We start from the raw sequence: 17,833 nt of genomic DNA on the forward strand, positions 1-17,833 counted from the left end.
ATTCCGCACATCCAGACTGTTGAAACGAACATTCTGAGTGTGTAGCGTGATCGAAGTAGTGTGAACTTTCTGCCGCTCTGAACGTTGATCGTGTTCATTCAGCCATGACCGATGAGGAGATCCATGACCGCCACCAGGGGGCCCGATCTGTCAGAAGGGGAGAAACCCCTCCTCACCACCGTCGCGATCATCGCCTCGTGCCTGGCGTTCGTGGTGATCGGCGCACTCCAGGCGCTCTACGGTCCGGCGATCCCGGCCCTGCGCGACGAGTACGGCATCAGCCCGGCCGTGGCCGGGCTGAGCCTCAGCGCGCACTTCGTCGGCGCCCTCCTCGGGGTGCTCGTCTACCACGTCCTGCGGAGCCGCCTGAGCAACCGGGTGCTGCTCGGCGGCTCCTACCTGCTCATGGCCGTCGGCACGGCCGTGTTCGCCTTCTCCCCGAACTGGGCCCTCGCCCTCGCCGGCACGTCCGTCATCGGTCTGGGCTTCGGCGGCATCGATTACGGTCTCAACCAGCTCTTCGCCGTCGGCTTCGGGCACCGCAGCACCGCCATGCTCAACCTGCTGAACGGGCACTTCGGCATCGGCGCGATCGCCGGCCCCGCCCTGGTCGGCTGGCTCGGGGCGGACAGCTACCCGCAGATCTTCGTCGGCACAGGCGTGATCAGCCTGCTGATCCTCTTCACTCTCGGCGGGGTGGCCGCCCGGGAGCCCGCTCCCGCCCCCGTGGGGGGCGCCTCGGCAGACGGCGGCCGGGTGCTTCCGATCATCGGGGTGTTCATCGGGATCTACGTCCTGCACGTCGCCATCGAGACCGGCGTCGGCGGCTGGGAGCCCACCCACCTCGAAGCCGTCGGATACGGCGCCGCCACCGCCGCGACCGCGACCTCCGCCTACTGGGCCGCCATGACCATCGGCCGGTTCGTCGCCGCGCCGATCAGCCTGCGCTGGTCCGCGCAGTCGATCCTCCTCGTCTGCTGCGTCGGCATGGCCGGCTTCCTCCTGCTGGCGACGGTCCCGGCTCTCGCCCCGTACGCGTACTTCGGCGTCGGCCTGATGATCGCGCCGATCTTCCCGACCTGTCTGCCCTGGCTGAACCGTGCGGTGCCCGGGGTGGCCGCCGCCGGCGCCTATGTGATCGCCGCCTCGATGATCGGCGGGGTGGCGTTCCCGCCCCTCCTGGGTGCCGTCATCGACGCGATGGAGGTCAAGACGGTGCCGCTGCTGCTGTTCCTGCTCGCCGTCGTCTGCGGCGTGCTGAGCCTGTGGCTGCGCCGCAACGCCCCCGACCCCGCCGGCGCGCCCGGGCCGCGCGACCCCGCGCGTACGGACTCCGTCACCACACTCTGAACCCGTAGAACGTGAGGAACCGAAGGATGAAAGCCGTCCTCTTCGACATGTTCGGTGTCATCGCGCGTGTCCCGTCGCCCGAGTCCATGGCCGTCCTGGAACGCACGGCCGGCGGCGACCCAGACCAGTTCTGGGCGGCGTACTGGTCACAGCGGCCCCCCTACGACCGCGGCGAGGTCACGGGGCCCGGCTACTGGCGAGCGGTCTGCGCACAACTGGGCATCCGGTGCGACCGGCGGCTGACCGATGAACTGACCGCCGCCGACCTCGCCGGCTGGAGCGAGACCGACCACCGCACCGTGGACCTGCTCGGCCTCCTCGCCGACAGGGGAATCGTGCTCGGCCTCCTCTCCAACATCCCCGAGGACCTCGCCGTCCTGTACGAGGCCACCCATCCGTGGCTGGAGCGGTTCGCGGTCCGCGGACTGTCCTGCCGGATCGGCAGCGCCAAGCCCGAGCCCGCCGCCTACGAGTGGTGCATCCGCGAGCTCGGACTGCCGCCCCAGGAGATCCTGTTCGTCGACGACCGGTCCGAGAACGTGCACGCGGCCTGCCGACTGGGCCTACAGGGACATGTGTTCACCTCGCCCGAAGTGCTGCGGGACGTGCTCGAGGCGGCGTAGCCGGTGCCGCGGGCGCCCTGGCCGCCGTGCGCACACATTCTCCGGCGCCGAACCCCAGCCTGGGTGGTGGAGCCTCGGATCGGGCGGAGGACTGGGTGTTCGGGGGTGTTCGTACCGGTCGGCGGGGGTGATGGGCCCTTGCCGACGGCGGTGCCCCGGGTTGTGCCTCCGAATGTCGGTGATGGTGGAGACCGTCTCCTTGGAGGTCTCCATGCCGTACGTCTCGGCGAGATGCGCGACGATCTCCCCGGAGGTGAGCCCCTTCGCGGTCAGCGAGAGGACCATCTCCTCCAGGCCGCCGGTGCGGCGCGCGTACTTCGGCAGCAGGCCGGAGGTGAAGGTGCCCAGCCGGTCCCGGGGGACCTGCACCGTCACACTGCCGACCTCCGTCATCACCTTCCGGGACCGGTGGCCGTTGCGGGCGTTGCCGCCCGAGCGCGAGCCCCGGCCGCCGGTGCGGCCGGCCTCCTCGGCCAGGTGCAGGTCCATCTCCGCCTCGACGGCGGCCTGCATCAGGTGCCGGGTGAGCTCGACCAGCAGGCCGCCCTCGCCCATCAGCCTGAGCCCGCCGTCGCGGACCTTGCCGGCGGCGAGCTCGGCCAGCTCGTCCATCAGCCCGGGGCTCAGCCCGTGCGCGGCCGCCGCTTCCCGGCTCGCCGCCGTCGTCTTCGATGTCACACCGGCACCGTCAACGTCCCTGTCGAACACCGCAACCGACACGCCGTCAGCGTCCTCGATCAGGTGACCGTTCTCCGCGTCCATCAGGGGTCCCTTCTGAGCAAGTGCCCACCTGATTCATGACACTCCCTCCTGAGCAGGTAGTGCGCTGTCGTGCCAACTCCTGGGCGCAGACTCTGTTGCTCAATTCCGGCTGCGTGGTTCGGTTGGTGCGTGATGATCTATCGTGCGGTCGCTTCCCTGTCGTGCGGCCGTGGGGGTGATGTGGATGTCGCTGCGGTCGAGCGGGTTGCCGCCAGTGCCGGAACGGACGGCGCGGGTGGCCCGGGCCGCTTTCCCGAAGGGGAGTCTGCCGATACGGGTGCGGGATCGGCTCGGTGAGGTGTTCGCGGACGAGCCGTTCGTCGAGGCGTTCGGGGTTCGTGGGGCCCCGGGATTGTCGCCGGGGGTGTTGTCGCTGGTCACGGTCTTGCAGTTCGCGGAGAACCTGACCGACCGGCAGGCCGCGGTGATGGCGGTGCGGGCGATCGACTGGAAGTACGCGCTCGGGGTGGAGCTGGAGGATCCGGGGTTCGACTTCAGCGTGCTGTCGAAGTTCCGGGCCCGGCTGGTCGAGCATGACATGGAGCGGGTGGTCTTCGAGAAGTTGCTGGAGCACTGCCGGGAGGCGGGGCTGGTGGCGGCGGGCGGGAAGCAGCGCACGGACGCGACCCATGTGATCAGCGCGGTGCGGGACCTGAACCGGCTGGAGCTGGCCGGGGAGAGCGTGCGGGCCGCGCTGGAAGCCCTCGCGGCGGCCGCGCCGTCCTGGCTGGCCAGCGTGGTAGACGTGCCCGAACTCGCCCACCGCTACGGGCAGCGGATTGAGGGCTGGACGCTTCCGGCCTCGAAGACGAAGCGGGAGCGGCTCGCGCTGGTCTTCGGGCAGGATGCGCTGGCCCTGTGCCGGGCGGTCTGGGCACCGGGGGCGCCCGGGTGGCTGCGGGAGATCGAGCCGGTCGCCCTGCTGCGGCAGGTCCTGGTCCAGACGTACGTGATCAGCACCGATACGCGCGGGCGGGAGGTGGTCAGGAAGCGGGAGGCCGACACGGACGGCGTTCCGCCCGGTCATCTCCGCCTCGCCTCGCCCTATGACGCCGACGCGCGCTGGGCGGCCAAGGGCGAGGATCTGTTCTGGCTGGGCTACAAGGTCCACCTCACCGAGACCTGCGACACTCCCGCCGAAGCCGAAGCCGAAGCCGAAGCCGAAGCCGAAGCCGAAGCCGAAGCCGAAGCCGAAGCCGAAGCCGAAGCCGAAGCCGAAGCCGAAGCCGAAGCCGGGGCGGTGGGGAGGCAGGAGCCGGTCCGGGCGGTGAACCTGATCACGGATGTGCTGACCACGGTGGCCACCGTCCCGGACGTGAAGGCGACCGCCACCGTCCAGGCCGCGCTCACCGCCCGCGGCCTGAAGCCGGCCGAGCACTACCTCGACTCCGGTTACCCCTCGGCCGACCTGATCACCCAGGCCGCAGGGCAGGGCATCATCATGGTCACCCCCGTGCTCCTGGACCACTCGCCCCAGGCCAAGGCGGCCGCCGGCTATGACAAGAACGCCTTCGGCATCGACTGGAAGACACGCCAGGCCACCTGCCCCGAAGGCCGCACCAGCACCGGGTGGCACCCGGTGAAACAGCACGGACGCGACGCCATCGTCGTCGAGTTCGCCCGCTCCGACTGCCGCGAGTGCCCCGTCTTGAAGCTGTGCACCCGGTCCCGGCGCGGCAACCGGATGCTCACCCTCTACCCCGAACACCTCCACGCTGCCCTGACCACGGCCCGCGCCGAGCAGAAGTCCCGGACCTGGAAGGACAAGTACGCCCTGCGCTCGGGCATCGAGGGAACCATCAACCAGGCCCTCGACCTCACTGGCCTGCGCAGGGCCCGCTACCGCGGCCTCCCGAAGGTCCGCCTCCAACACACGTTCTCCGCCACCGCGATCAACATCGTCCGCCTCGACGCCCACTGGACCACCACGGACACCCCACCCCGAACCGGCCGCCTCGCTCGCCTCGGCTACCAGCTCACAGCCTGACCCCGGAATTGAGCAACAGAGTCGGCGCAGGGAGCAAAGTCGGTCGGTGGTGGCGGTCGTACTTTCGGGGTGTGCCCAGCCGTGAACGCGGCGGGCGCCGTACCGACTGCTCCGAAAGGACCCCTGACCTCCGCGGTCGACGCCGCCGGCGGGTTCCAGAACTTCCCCGACAACTACGCCACGGTCGTCGACCTCGCCCGGTCGGGGGAGCTGACCCTCCGGATCGCCTACCACCTGTTCCCGCAGACGGCCGGTCAGGAGCTCGCCGACCTGAAGCGCTGGACCGAGATGGTCAAGCCCGGGGAGGCGAAACGGGCGTCTGCCGGCGGGCCCGCGGGGCACCGGTCAGGCTGACGCCGGAGGCGACCGGCGTGGCGTCTTGTCAACGAGGTAGTTAGCTGCCATATTACTGACATGACGAGGGACGAGGTCGACGACGAGCTGCCCACTCTGGAGCAGGCGAGGTGGCAGGTCGAGCGCTACGGCCTGCAGGCCGATCTCCAGGCGGTACTGGTCGCGGTGCGGCTGATCTCCGCCGGCGCGAGGGTGGGGCGGGCGGCCGAGGCGCACTTCGCCAGGTTCGGCCTGTCGACGGGTCGCTACCGCCTGCTCGCCGACCTCGAAGCCCACGGCGGGGAGAAGTCGCCTTCGCGTCTCGCGGCCGACCTCGACGTCTCCAGGGCCACGGTGACCGGTCTGCTGGACGGCCTCGAGCGCGAAGGCCTGATCGCCCGGCGCCCGTCCGCGGAGGACGGCCGCGGCACGGTGGCCATCCTCACGGCGCGCGGTGCGCAGCGCCTGCGCGACCTGGCGCCCGAGCATTTCGGGCGGCTGGAGGCGATGGTGGGCGGGCTCTCCGTCGAGGAGCGCGCGGTGTTCCTCGATCTGCTCGCCCGTGTGGTGCGGGGCAGTACGGCCTTGAGCACCGACTGATCCGACTCCCGGCCGATTTGGCCCCGCCTCCGGGCAGGGCCTTTTTCGCGAGCTGATAGTTAGCTAGCTAATTACATACCCATGCGAACGAGGAAGAGGCCAGCATGCCCGCAATGAAGGACAGAACCGGCCGAAGCCGGGCGCCCCCCGGCCATTCATCCTGTGGCGCGAGGTGCTGACCGCCTACGCCGCCCCCGCACTGATGGCCGGCACCGCTGGAGTCGTCACCGGGCAGCGGGACCTGGCCGTGGCCGCCTGCACCTCCATCGCCGGCACCTCCGCCACGGTGGCGTTCCTGGTGGGCGCCTGGCTGCGGCACGGCGGGCGGCCCCGACGGTGGACCATCGCCGTACCGAGCGCCGCCGTGACCGTCGTACTCGTCATCACCGCCACCGGCGCGGCAGCCCTGCTGGGGTGGTTCGCCGCTCAGTGGCTGCCCGCCCACACCCTCGTTCCCGCGACCGCCCGGCTGGAGCGCCTGCGCATCGACCTGCCCGTCTCCGCGGCTCTCGCCACCGCCATCGTCACCCTGCGCTGGCGGAGCGCCACCGGGGCACCGCGGACATAGCCGACCCTCGCACCGGCCGGCCCGCGGATCTTCGGATCCGGCTCCGCACCGCCGGTGCCGCCGCCAGGAAACCCCGCCAGGAAACCCCGCCAGGAAATGAGGACACCCGATGATCGTCGTCATGGGAGCAACCGGAGCAACCGGCAACGCCCTGCTCCACAGCCTCCTCGCGCTCGGCGCACCCGTCCGCGCACTCACCCGCACCCCGCACAAGCCGATCCCCGGACTCTCCGGCGCAACGCGCCCGCCCCTGGAGGTCCAGTACGCCGACGCCACGGACCCCCACTCGCTGCGCACCGCCTTCGAGGGTGCGGGTCAGCTCTTCCTCGCCATGGCCAACAGCCCCGCACAGGTCGCACTCGAAACCCGCGTCGTCGACATCGCCGCCGACAGCGGCATCGAACACATCGTCAAGATCTCCGCGCCCGCCGCCGAACCCGACTCCCCGGTCGCCGTCTCCCGCGGACACCATGCGGTGGAGGAACACCTGCGCAGGCTCGGGATGAACCGCACCATCCTGTACCCCTACGCGTTCATGCAGAACCTCCTGCGCCTGGCGCCGGCCGTCGCCCAGGGAGCCATCCTCGGCGCGATGGGCGAGGCGGCGTGCAACTACATCGACTGCCGTGACATCGGGGATGTCGCCGCTGCCGCACTCACCAGGCCCGACATCGCAGGCGGCACCTACACCCTCACCGGCCCGGAAGCCGTTTCCCATCCCGAACTCGCCCGCAGGATAGGCGTATTGATTGGCCATCAGATCCGCTACGTGAACCTCACCCCCGACGAGCTGCGCGAGAACCTCATCCGCCGTGCCCACATGCCCGCCTGGCTCGCCGACCACGTGACGGAGATCCAGCAACTCGCCGTCGCCCGGCCCGAAACCCCCACCGGCACCGTTTCCCAGATCCTTGGCCGCCCGCCCCGTACCCTCGACGCCTTCCTCCACGAAAACCGCGACCGCTTCCGCCGGTAGGCCGCCGGCCCGCCCGACCACCTCGACGATCACGCGCCGTCGTCGAGGTGAGGCTGCCATGGCGGGGACGGCGTGCCCCGTGCCCCGCCATGGCTTCATGGCCCCGAACCGGCTCTGGATCGCTCAGCGCACGCGCTCGATGCGTGCCCGTCGGATCAGGTTCTTGCCCGGCTCCCGCACCTTGTCGAATGCTGCGTTGTTGAGCAGGACGCAACTGCCCGACGGGCCGTTCACCGTGACCGTCGTCGCCTGGCCGTTGTCGAGGTTCGTCACCTTCAGCTTCGTCTCCACCGGGAACGTTCCGCTGGTCGCCGCCGGCGCACCCGCCTCGCCCGACAACGTCACCGTCGACCCCGGACACACCACCTCCCCGGTGGCCGGCGGCGCCTGTCCACCCGCCGCTCCGGACGGACTCGCGGCACCGGACGGGCCCGCTGCCCCGGACGGACCCGCCGCACCGGACGCTGCGTCGCCGCCACCCACGCGCTCGATGCGTGCCCGTCGGATCAGGTTCTTGCCCGGCTCCCGCACCTTGTCGAATGCTGCGTTGTTGAGCAGGACGCAACTGCCCGACGGGCCGTTCACCGTGACCGTCGTCGCCTGGCCGTTGTCGAGGTTCGTCACCTTCAGCTTCGTCTCCACCGGGAACGTTCCGCTGGTCGCCGCCGGCGCACCCGCCTCGCCCGACAACGTCACCGTCGACCCCGGACACACGACGTCGGGGACGGAGGCGTTTCCGGTCGCCACCGTGGCGATGACCCCTCCGGTCACCAGGGTTCCCGTGGTGACAGAGAGCACGAGCTTCTTCGCAAAACTCATAGTCCGTTTCCGGGACATTGACACTCCTCAAATCCGATGGACGCTGTCCCCCGCGTCCTGGATACGCCTGCCATCACAGGCGAGTTCATTCCTTGTCGCGGCGTTACAAATTCAGCGGTGAGGAGGATTCGGATGCTGCGCGGCCGGGCCGCGGTGGCTTCGGGGCTCACGAGGATCGTTCAAAGACACAGGTGGAGGCCCCGCCGCTCATGGTGATCGACGCGTGCGGTGCTCGCGTCGATCGTCTTGGCCGACGCGGAGAGGAGAGGACCACAGACAGCCTTAAGGTTCAGTTGACCCACCCTTAATGTCCCCAGGCCGTCCGGGGTGGTCCGTCGCGTGACGCCGCGGGCGCGCCGGATTCCACGGGCCAAGTCTTCGTAGCGCGCTGTGGCATGCCCGATCACCGGGGCTCATGCTCAACCAGCCGTCCCGCCACGGTGTGCCGCGTCGTCGGTCCCGTTCTCCTCGAGGAATTCCGCCAGAGCCATCGCGAACAGGAGCACGAGTGCGATGCCGACGATGACCCAGCCGGTCGGGTAGCTCCACAGAACGACGGTCAGCACGGCCGCGGCGACCAGGATCCAGGTGATCCAGCCGCGGTGGCGGTGGACGAACGGGCCCACCGGGCCGGTGCGCAGGCCCGCGCGGTCCGCCGTCGAGCGGACGGCGCCGATGCCCGAGTGCCACACTTGCTGTACGAGCGTGGCCGAGCGGCCGGGGCCGGTCAGCCAGGCGGCCAGCGCGATCACCACGCCGAGCACCACGGCCATCCGGACCGTCGTACGGAGGTAGTGCGTCATCGCGTCGTAGACGCTTCCGGCCGCGGGCTGCGAGACGCTGTCCGGCAGCGCGTTCAGGTACACCACGCGGAAGACGGTCAGACCGACGCCGAGCATGAGCGTGGCGAAGGCGAAGGCGAGGGCGGCCGTCACGAGGACGCGGCGGCGGTGGCGGGAGAGGAGCACGCCGGCGGCGATCAGCAGCACCGAGAGCACCGGAAGCCAGTTGCCGGCGATCTGCAGGAGGCGGAAGTAGGTCTTGACCTTGCCGATGTTGTCCGCCCGCAGGACGGTGAAGTCGGTGTGCACCTCGGGGATCTTCGCGGCCACCGTCATTCCCTCGTCGACGAGGCGCTGTTTCACCTGATCGACGACCGGAGCCAGGTCGACGGTCACCGAGTCGTTGTTGATCTTCACGGCGCCCCCGCCGCTGCCCGTGAGGGCCTTGTCCACCGCGGTGTGGATGCGGCGGTTGGCCTCGGTCCAGATCCGCTCGAAGGTGTCGGAGGCGATGATGTCCTCCGCCTTGTCGTGGACGAAGCTGCGGACGGCGCTTTCGAGAGAGTTGCCGAGCTTGCCGAGCGCCTTCTCCAGGAGCGGCCGGTCGGACGGCGCCACGCCTTCCAGCAGGGCCGGGAGGTCGATGTGTTCCATCACCGCGTTGGTGACCCGGTTGGCCGCTGCCGCCTGGATGTCCGGGTCGGACGCGAGCGGGGCGACCGTCTGCACGTAGCGGTCCGTGTCGCCGACCACGCTCGACGCCCACGCCGAGACGGCTGCGAGCGGGGCGAGCACGCAGCCGATGACGATGAGCAGGGCGGCGAAGAACGACTTCCACCGGTGCCGGGGCTCCCGGGCCTTCCTGTCGGCCTCCAGCGCCGCCACCCGCGTACGCAGGTGTTCGAGCTCCGAGCGCTCTGCGTCCGTGCCGGGCTTGCGTGAGGGCTCCCCGCCGGGAGCGATGGCACCTTCGTCCGTCATGACGCGTCCTCTCCTGCCCGTGAGGGTTCACCCTTCAGCGGACATCACGGAGCGGGCGGACGCGATCGTTGCGCATCCAAACGAGTGAACGAGCGGACGAGTGGACGACTCATCGGGAGGGTTCGCTCCGGGGAGGCCGTCCACCGCCGATGCCCTGCCGGTCGGCCGTCTGCGCGCTGGCGCGGCGGGCGGGGTCGGCGAACTCCCGCTGGACGGATTCCTCGAGGAGGGCGAGCTCCGCGCGCACCGCCGGGAGACGTTCGGCCGGCAGGGTTTCGAGGAGGTCCTCCAGCAGCGCCCGGAGCCGCCTGCACACCTGGAGGGACATGGCCCCGTACTCACGGATCTCGGTGACGCCGAGCTGCAGGTAGTTCTCCCAGCCGCGGCCCTGCACCACCAGCCGGGGCCGGCCCTCGCCGACGGCGAGCACGTACCGGCCGCGGAGCCGGGCCCGGCCGACCACGTGCAGGAACGTGTCGATGTGGTTGAGGACCTGCACGGCGGTCGTGGGGTCGTTCACGGCGGGGGAGAGGGCGCGGATGGCGATGTCGACGAGGATGCGCAGGGCGAAGGCGGGATCCTGCTCGATGGTGCGCTCGGTTCCGAGCGCGACGAGCCCGGTCACCCGCCGTGGATCCGGCGGCCTCGCAGCGCGGTGGGCCTCGACGAGGGTGGTGCCGGGCGGTACGAAGTCGCCGACCTGGTGGGCCAGGACGAGGACGCAGTCGTGCCGGAGGGCGGTGGCGATCAACCCCGCCGCATCGAACGCCTGGATGACTCCGCCCCGTTCGGACCGGATGAGGGTCGACGGTCCGGCAGGCGGCAGGGGAGCCTCGTCGCGTGCCGAGGAGCGGTGGATGCGTTCCGTCGCGCGGATGAGCACCTTCACGCCCAAGCGCCCCACCAGGTCGGCGATGGCCACGGGCCGGAGGTTGTGGGTGAACCGGTTGAGGTAGATCAGCAGAAGCATGAGGCTGACGGAGACGGCCACTCCGGACAGGGTCACCGCCGAACGCCCGTTCCCCCAGGGTCATGTCCTTGCCCATGGTGGCGACGAAGGCCACGAGCGGCCGCACCACGAGGACCAGGAGCGCCACGAGGGCGAGGGTGGGAAGGAGCACGGGCGTCAGGGAGGCCGGGGTGACGCTGGCCGAGATCGAGATGAACAGCAGCCCGATGATCAACTGGACCAGCGTCTCGAAGAAGGGCCGGCGAGCGGGCATGTCGAAGCCCCGGATGTTGGCCGCGGCCATGCCGGTGACGATCGCGGCGATGAGCCCGGTGTCGTCGCGGACGATGTCGCAGCCTGCCGACACGGCGATCACCGTGGCCAGTTGCGCCAGTGTTCCGAGCGTCTCGCCGAGCCGGAGCACGCGCAGGGTCAGCCACAGCAGCGCGAGCCCCACAGCTCCGCCGACGAGGCCGACGGCCATGCTGAGGAGGAACTGGCCGATCTGGTATCCCCGGCCGATGTCGATCTGGTGCGTCGTGGCGACGGCGTGGAACACGACGGCTCCGAGGATGGCGCCGATCGGGTCGGTCAGCGTCCCTTCCCAGATCAGCAGGCGCCGTACCTTGTCCGTCGGCCGCACGTACTGGAGCAGCGGCCCCACGACCGTAGGCCCGGACACTACGAGGATCATGCCCACCATCGCGGACACCCTGAGGGACATGCTGAACAGGGCGGGGGCGACGGCACAGACGGCCAGGAAGGTGAAGGCCACGCCGAAGAGCAGCAGCCTGCCCACGACCGCACGCGTGTGTCCGGTGAGGTTGCGCAGGTCGAGGCCGAGACCGGCGTCGTAGAGGATCACCGCCACGGACAGGGACACCAGGGCGGAGAACGACTCCCCGATCAGCTGGTCCGGGTGGACGATGTCGGTCAGGGCGCCCGCGGCGAAGCCGACCGGCAGCAGCAGGATCAGCGCGGGGACGCGCAGTTTGCCGGCGAGGATCTGGCAGGCGGCGGCCAGGGCCACGACCAGGGCGATGCCGAGGAGGATCTCGTTCTCGCTCACAGCGGGTTCCTTCCTCGCCGCGCGGGCGCGATGGGGGAATCGACGGGGAGGCGCGGCGGCGCGCCCGCGAGCTCAGTCGCCGTCGATCACGTCACCCCGGGTGGGGCCGGTCCGCCGCAGGTCGGATCCGGTGAGGGGTTCCAGCTTGCCGTGGGTGTCCAGCCAGTAGAGGAAGAAGACGGCGGGGGCGACGAGGAGCAGGGCGACGAGGCTGACCACCGACAGCCAGACCAGCGTCTGGGAATCGCCCGCGGAATCCGCCACCGTCAGGGACGTGGGGATGAGGTAGGGGCGCTGTGCGAGCCCCCAGGCGAAGACGGCCGCGCCCACGACGTCGACGGCGCTGAAGCGGGCCCGGTGCGTCTGCCCCCGCAGCACGAGCGGTCCCGTGCCGGCGAAGCACACCACGGACACGATCGCGAGGGCGAGCCCCGCACCGTGGGTCAGTCCGTGCCAGACGTGGGGTGGATCGCCGCGGGTGACGAGGAGCACGCCCACAGCGAGGAGGGCGACCGCGACGAGGGTGACGAGGGCGCGCAGCCGGAAGTAGCCGACGAGGTCGGGTGCGTCGGGAGCGTGGTGTGCATACGTTCCTTTGCCGCTCGGGATGACGGGCCGGACGGGGCTCAGCCGCCGGTGGCGAACCCGGGATAGAGGGTCATCCCGCCGTCCACGAAGAGCGTGGTACCCACGACGTAGTCCATGAGGTCGGAGGCCAGGGCCACGGCCGCGTTCGCGATGTCCTCCGGCTCGCCGATGCGCGCGTACGGGATCAGCCGGAGCAGATCCTCCCGGGCCTGCGCCGTCTCCCACGCGCTCCGGTTGATCGGGGTCTTGACGGCTCCCGGGGCGATCGCGTTCACCCGGATCTTCTTGGGCGCGAGTTCCTGGGCCAGGGTCGTCATCAGCATGTGGATGCCCCCCTTGGAGGAGGCGTAGTTCGCGTGGCCCGCCCAGGGGATGACCTGGTGGACGGAGCTCATGCAGATGATCTTTCCGGCCGACCGGGACACATCCGGGACGACGCCGCGGCGCAGGAACTCCTTCGTCGCCTCCCGCGCGCAGAGGAACTGGCCCGTGAGGTTGACGTCCAGGACCTTCTGCCACTGGGCGAGCGTCATCTCCTCGAACGGGGCGTCGCGCTGCAGTCCGGCGTTGGCGACCAGGATGTCGATCGTGCCGAACTCCCGGACCATCCGGTCCATCATGGCCACGACCTGGTCCTCCTGGGACACGTCCGCCTCGTACGCGGCGGCGCGTACGCCGAACGAGGTGATCTCCTCGACCACCTTCTCGGCCTCTTCCGCGTCGGCCACGTAGTTCACGACCACATCGGCGCCGGCCCGGCCCAGGCCGATGGCCGTGGCCTTGCCGATTCCGCTGTTGGCGCCGGTGACCAGTGCCTTCTGGCCCTTGAGCAGGTGGGCGGGGACCACTCCCCGCGGTACGGCCTCGGTGGAACTCACGATCGACTGCCTCCTCGACTGCCCGATCCGGTCCGCCGGACCGCGGCCCGACAGGGTCCGTACGCCACCGAAGCACCCTGCTCGCAGATCGGCGGCCCGGGCGAGGTGCTCTTGGGCCACGCGGCCGAGCATCACCCCCCGGTCGGAGGATGCCCGGGGGTCATCCCAGCCGTTCCACGAGGTGGTCGCCCACCCGCAGGGCGTTCGCGAACGCCGTGAGCGACGGATTGACCGCGCCGATGCTCGGGAAGAAGCTCGTGTCGACCACGTACAGGTTGTCGAGATCGTGGGCCTTGCAGTTCACGTCCAGGGCGGACGAGGCCGGGTCGTCACCGAACCGTACGGTGCCGGCCTGGTGCGCCGTGGCGCCGATCGGCATGCCCTTGTGGAGGTAGATGCTGTGCGACAGGAGCTGGTGCTCGTGCATCCCCAGATGGCTGAGCATGCCCTGGAGCTTGTGCCGCAGGCGTTTCAGCCCCGCGATGTTGTTCTTCTCGTCGAGCACGAGACGGATGGTGCCGTCGCCCTCGAGGGTGACCCGGTTGTCGGGGAGGGGAAGGTCCTCGCCGCACAGCCAGAAGTCGACCGCGTGGTGGGCCATGACTTCGAAGGGCATGTCGGGGGCCACGGCCCCCGCCCAGCGGGGCGCCTCGCCGTGGATCTGGTCGGCGTCCGACTTGCCGAGCATCTGGATGCCGCCCAGCGGGTAGTCCCAGTCGTCGGCGCCGAGGTACCAGTCGTGCAGGGCCAGGGTCTTCTGGAACCTGGTGTCGTTGGGCTCTTTCGAAATGGCCATCAGCGCAAGGTTGTTGTGGCGCATGTAGTGGCGGCCGACCACGTCGGAGCTGTTCGCCAGCCCTCGGGGGTGGCGGTCGTCGGCCGAGGCCAGAAGGAGCGCCGCGGAGTTGACCGCCCCGCAGGCGACGACCACGATGTCCGCGGAGTAGGAGGCTTCGAGCCCGTCGTCGTTCCGGGTCACGACCGTACTGACGCTCCGTCCGGTCGGGTCGGTCTCCAGCCGGACCACATGCGCATGGGTGATCATCTCGACGTTCGGGTGCCGCAGGGCCGGCTCCACGCAGATCACCTGGGCGTCCGACTTGCCGCGTACCAGGCAGGGGAAGCCGTCCACGCGGTCGCAGCGGATGCAGACACTGGAACCGGTCGCACGCCCGTGCTCGTCCTGTACCAGGTTGACGCCGATGGGCAGGTGGAACGGGTGCAGGCCCCGCTTCTCCAGGTCGTCGCTCAACTGCTGGATCCGCGGCTCGTGTTCGACCGGTGGATAGGCGTACTGGGCACTGTACGGCCCCTCCCAAGGGTCCTCGCCGTGGCGTCCGTGGACCAGGTAGAGGTGCTCGGCCTGCGTGTAGTAGGGCTCGAGGTCCTCGTATCGGATCGGCCAGGCCGGCGACAGGCCGTCGTGGTGGCGGATCTCCCCGAAGTCCTCGGGCCGCAGTCGGAAGAGGGCGGCGCCGTAGAACTTGGTGTTTCCCCCGACGTAGTAGTTGACCTCGGGCGGGAACTCGTCGCCGTGCTTGTCCAGCCAGAACTCCGGCGCACGGTACTTGCCCTTCACGAACACGGCGGTGGAGTCCCAGTTGTCCCGCTCGCGGGGGAGGTAGTCACCGCGTTCGAGGATGAGCACCCGTTTGCCGGACGGGGCGAGCCGGTGGGCGAGCGTACCGCCGCCGGCGCCCGAACCGATGATCACGACGTCGTAGTGCGGGTAGTCTCCCACGGCGACCACCGTCCTTGCGCTCGCGGGCCCGCCCTGCCACCGGCCCTCTCTCCGCGCGCTGCCGGGACGCGGCAGCCACCCACCTCTTCGAACGTATCCCTCCTTCCCGGGTGCGGCGACCGGACGGCGCACCCGCGCCCGGCCGTCACAGAACGGCGATCGGGTTCACGGGCGAGCCGGTGGCCGACGGGAGTCTGAGCGGCGCGACCACGCACAGGAAGGACCACCGGCCCTCGCGGGCACAGGCCCGGGTCAGCTCCTCGAACTGCAGGTAGTCCATCAGATGAAGCCCCATGGCGTGCACCGCCAGCACGTGCACGGGAAAGTCGACTCCGGCCACCGCACTGGGGGCGGTGTCGTTGTTGCCGTCCGACCCCAGCGCGGCGACCTGGCGATCGGCCAGGAACCGTACGGCCGTGGGATGAAGGCCGGACCGCGCCCGCGCGGCGTTCCACGCCCCCCGCTCCTGGCGTCTGGGGCGGTGCCCGACCCGTACGAACAGCAAGTCGCCCGGCAGGACCCTGACCCCTTGGGCCGCCTCCGCCGCGGTCAGGTCGGCGGCGGTCACGTGGTCCCCGGGCTCCAGCCAGGGCACGCCCCGCAGCCGCGGAACGTCCAGGAGCACGCCACGGCCGACGATGCCGTCCCGGACGACCTCCACGGAGAGCGCCCCGGCGCCCTGGGACGTCACACTGCTCGCCGGCACGCCGTTGTAGAGCTCCCCGTCGAACAGCACGTGGCACAGCGCGTCGAGATGACTGTCCGCGTCCCCGTGCACGTTCATCGCGAAGCGGTCGCGCGCGAAGTGCAGCCCGTCGCCGCCGGTCTCACCGGTCTCGCCGTCGGCGGGCGCGATCATCCTGTGGCGTGCCGGATCGGGATTGTCCGGGCCGGGCAGGGTTTCGATGGGCGCGGAGAGGGACACCGTACGTCCGGAGCGGACCTCGGCAGCAGCGGCCACGACCCGCTCGGGCGTCAAGTGGCCCAGCGCACCGCGCCGGTCGTCCGGGGCACGCGGGCTCCTGTCGCGCAGCTCCTCGTACAACGCGCGAAAGGCGTCACCGGTCATGGGCCGCGACGCCGACGGCCCGCTGTCGGGGGTCACCAGGACCCCCGCGGGGCCAGGCCCCACCGGAAGACGTGGCTGTCGCCCGGTTGCAGGACGGTGAGGGCCGTGCCACTGCGGAAGGCGTCGGCCGGGCAGGACATCGGCTCGATGGCGACACCGCGCCGACGCCGCCCGGCCTCGGACAGCGTGTCCCCGGTGTAGACCTGCACGTACCGGATGCCCTCGACGAGCCGTACGTCGATGCCGTGCCGCCCCGAAGGGTGCGCGAGCCGTACCGTGCAGTGGCCAGCGGGGTCCCGGTCGAGTCCCGTGTACGCGGTGTCCAGGTGCTCCACGCCGATGGGACGGGCGGTGCGGAAGTCGTACGCCGTGCCCTCGACCGGCTCCTCACCGGTCGGCAGGCCGTGTTCGTCGGTACTGAGCCGGTGGCGGGCCGGCACGGTCAGCAGCGCGGTGTCCACCAGGTCGGTGCCCACGGTCAGATAGGGGTGCTGGCCCACGCCGTAGGGCGCGGCCGCGTCCCCCACGTTGGTACTGGTGACGGTGGTCTCGAGCCCCTCAGGGCCCAGCCGGTACTCGGCTGCGACCTCCAGCCGGTAGGGGTACCCGGGCTGCGGGAAGAGGGTGGTGCCCACCGAGACCGCGTCCTCGCCGCGGGCCAGCAGCTGCCACGGCACCCACCTCAGGAGCCCGTGGATCGCGTTGCCGTTCTCCGGTTCGGTCAGCGGGAGTTGCAGGTTCTCGCCGCCGAAGCGGTAGCTCCCGCCGGCCACCCGGTTCGGCCAGGGCACGAGGAGCTGCCCGCGGCCGCCGGTGATCCGCTCGTCGGCGGCGAAACCGTCGAGAAGCGGCCGCCCGCCCACCCCGTAGTGGCGCAGGGCGCCGCCCAGCTCGACCACCACCGCTTCGTGCGCGCCGTGGCGCAGCCGCCACTGTTCTCCTGATGCCGTGGGGGGGGCATGTGCGGCTCCTCGGTCGGTACGGCGGTCGGTACGGCGCTGAGCTGGGCGACGTTGGCTGGGACGACGGCTTCCGGCGACCGGTCGATGTCGACCACGCAGGCGTGCTCGGCGGGCTCCGGCTGCTGGAGGTCTGCGAACCGGCCCTCCAGCAGCCGGGCGGGGAAGAAACGGCCGTGCCTGGACAGCCGCCGGGACCGGATGAGTTGCCGTGAACCGTGCCGGTGGACCAGCCGCACTTCGGGCCGCCCTCCGGCCAGTTGGTCGCGGTAGGCGCGTTTGAGCGCGGAGCAGGCGATGACAGCGGGTTCCCCCCGCGGCGATCCGCCGGTCGATCCGGGCCGTGACGGCAGCCGGCCAGGGGCGTCCGTCCTCGTCGGCCAAGGCCTCGTCGGCCAAGGCCTCGTCGGCCAAGGCCTCGTCGGCCAAGGCCTCGTCGGCCAAGGCCTCGTCGGCCAAGGCCTCGTCGGCCAAGGCCTCGTCGGCCGTCATCCCGGCCCGGTTCGCCGGCGTGTGGAAGTCGTCGGCGTCCTGGTGGCCCAGCCGAGCCGGTCGGCCGGCAGCAGTGCCACCGTGGACTTCCCCGCCCCCGCCACGCCTGCGCCTGTCACGAGCACCACGGTTGCGGGCGCTCTCGTCGCGCGGGCTCACGGATCGGCCCGACCGGACGGGGCCGGACGCATCTCGCCGGTCCGCACTCCGTACGGCGGTGCCCGCGTGGGCTCGCGCGCGTGGTCCCGCACGTGGTCCCGCGTCATACGGCCCCCTTCGGGCATACGGCCGGCCCCGTCCGGCCGCC

General features: G+C 70.8%; 14 protein-coding genes and 3 pseudogenes. 7 read left to right on the forward strand and 10 right to left on the reverse strand.

The window, feature by feature from the left end; translation table 11 throughout:
• Window positions 1-123: 123 nt before the first annotated feature.
• Both OG332_RS43915 and OG332_RS43920 read left to right on the forward strand, forming a co-directional pair.
• Window positions 124-1,350 carry an MFS transporter gene (locus tag OG332_RS43915; RefSeq protein ID WP_327418685.1) on the forward strand — a complete coding sequence of 409 codons (1,227 nt, stop codon included), beginning with the start codon at window positions 124-126 and terminating at the stop codon, window positions 1,348-1,350.
• 26 nt (window positions 1,351-1,376) lie between these two features.
• The gene (locus OG332_RS43920; RefSeq protein WP_327418686.1) at window positions 1,377-1,973 is read left to right on the forward strand and encodes an HAD family hydrolase; all 597 of its coding nucleotides are present in this window, start codon (window positions 1,377-1,379) and stop codon (window positions 1,971-1,973) included.
• A gap of 174 nt (window positions 1,974-2,147) precedes the next feature.
• Here the strand turns inward: OG332_RS43920 and OG332_RS48060 are convergent.
• Window positions 2,148-2,585, reverse strand: a pseudogene (locus OG332_RS48060) (transposase); the annotation flags it as partial.
• A gap of 427 nt (window positions 2,586-3,012) precedes the next feature.
• Between OG332_RS48060 and OG332_RS43930 the strand changes: the two are divergent.
• The 5 genes and pseudogenes from OG332_RS43930 (at window position 3,013) to OG332_RS43950 (ending at window position 7,199) form a co-directional block, all read left to right on the forward strand.
• Window positions 3,013-4,722: a transposase gene (locus OG332_RS43930; RefSeq protein ID WP_327418688.1), complete on the forward strand. Its 1,710-nt coding sequence runs from the start codon at window positions 3,013-3,015 to the stop codon at window positions 4,720-4,722.
• Between the two features lie 123 nt (window positions 4,723-4,845).
• A pseudogene (locus OG332_RS43935) lies at window positions 4,846-5,028 on the forward strand (amidohydrolase); the annotation flags it as partial.
• A 108-nt stretch (window positions 5,029-5,136) separates the two neighbouring features.
• A complete protein-coding gene (locus OG332_RS43940; RefSeq protein ID WP_327418689.1) occupies window positions 5,137-5,655 on the forward strand; it encodes a MarR family winged helix-turn-helix transcriptional regulator in 519 nt (172 codons plus the stop codon).
• 172 nt (window positions 5,656-5,827) lie between these two features.
• Window positions 5,828-6,223: a hypothetical protein gene (locus OG332_RS43945; protein ID WP_327418690.1), complete on the forward strand. Its 396-nt coding sequence runs from the start codon at window positions 5,828-5,830 to the stop codon at window positions 6,221-6,223.
• Between the two features lie 121 nt (window positions 6,224-6,344).
• Entirely contained in the window at window positions 6,345-7,199 is an 855-nt protein-coding gene (locus OG332_RS43950) for an NmrA family NAD(P)-binding protein (protein WP_327418691.1), read from the forward strand.
• Between the two features lie 123 nt (window positions 7,200-7,322).
• Here the strand turns inward: OG332_RS43950 and OG332_RS43955 are convergent, their stop codons facing one another.
• The 9 genes and pseudogenes from OG332_RS43955 to OG332_RS43995 form a co-directional block, all read right to left on the reverse strand.
• A complete protein-coding gene (locus tag OG332_RS43955) occupies window positions 7,323-8,018 on the reverse strand; it encodes a hypothetical protein (protein ID WP_327418692.1) in 696 nt (231 codons plus the stop codon).
• Between the two features lie 419 nt (window positions 8,019-8,437).
• A complete protein-coding gene (locus tag OG332_RS43960; protein WP_327418693.1) occupies window positions 8,438-9,781 on the reverse strand; it encodes a hypothetical protein in 1,344 nt (447 codons plus the stop codon).
• A gap of 109 nt (window positions 9,782-9,890) precedes the next feature.
• Window positions 9,891-10,787: a DUF2254 family protein gene (locus tag OG332_RS43965; protein WP_327418694.1), complete on the reverse strand. Its 897-nt coding sequence runs from the start codon at window positions 10,785-10,787 to the stop codon at window positions 9,891-9,893.
• A gap of 19 nt (window positions 10,788-10,806) precedes the next feature.
• Window positions 10,807-11,799, reverse strand: a pseudogene (locus OG332_RS43970) (cation:proton antiporter domain-containing protein); the annotation flags it as partial.
• Between the two features lie 72 nt (window positions 11,800-11,871).
• On the reverse strand, window positions 11,872-12,429 hold the full coding sequence (locus OG332_RS43975; RefSeq protein ID WP_327419553.1) for a cytochrome d ubiquinol oxidase subunit II: 558 nt from the start codon (window positions 12,427-12,429) through the stop codon (window positions 11,872-11,874).
• Entirely contained in the window at window positions 12,426-13,220 is a 795-nt protein-coding gene (locus tag OG332_RS43980) for an SDR family oxidoreductase (protein WP_327419554.1), read from the reverse strand. The genes OG332_RS43975 and OG332_RS43980 overlap by 4 nt, the downstream gene beginning before the upstream one ends.
• 205 nt (window positions 13,221-13,425) lie before the next feature.
• Window positions 13,426-15,006: a GMC family oxidoreductase gene (locus OG332_RS43985; protein WP_327418695.1), complete on the reverse strand. Its 1,581-nt coding sequence runs from the start codon at window positions 15,004-15,006 to the stop codon at window positions 13,426-13,428.
• 145 nt (window positions 15,007-15,151) lie between these two features.
• Window positions 15,152-16,075: a cyclase family protein gene (locus OG332_RS43990; protein WP_327418696.1), complete on the reverse strand. Its 924-nt coding sequence runs from the start codon at window positions 16,073-16,075 to the stop codon at window positions 15,152-15,154.
• A 32-nt stretch (window positions 16,076-16,107) separates the two neighbouring features.
• Entirely contained in the window at window positions 16,108-17,526 is a 1,419-nt protein-coding gene (locus OG332_RS43995) for an aldose epimerase family protein (protein WP_327418697.1), read from the reverse strand.
• Window positions 17,527-17,833: the final 307 nt, after the last annotated feature.

The sequence above is a fragment of the Streptomyces sp. NBC_01233 genome (assembly GCF_035989305.1).
GTDB lineage: Bacteria > Actinomycetota > Actinomycetes > Streptomycetales > Streptomycetaceae > Streptomyces.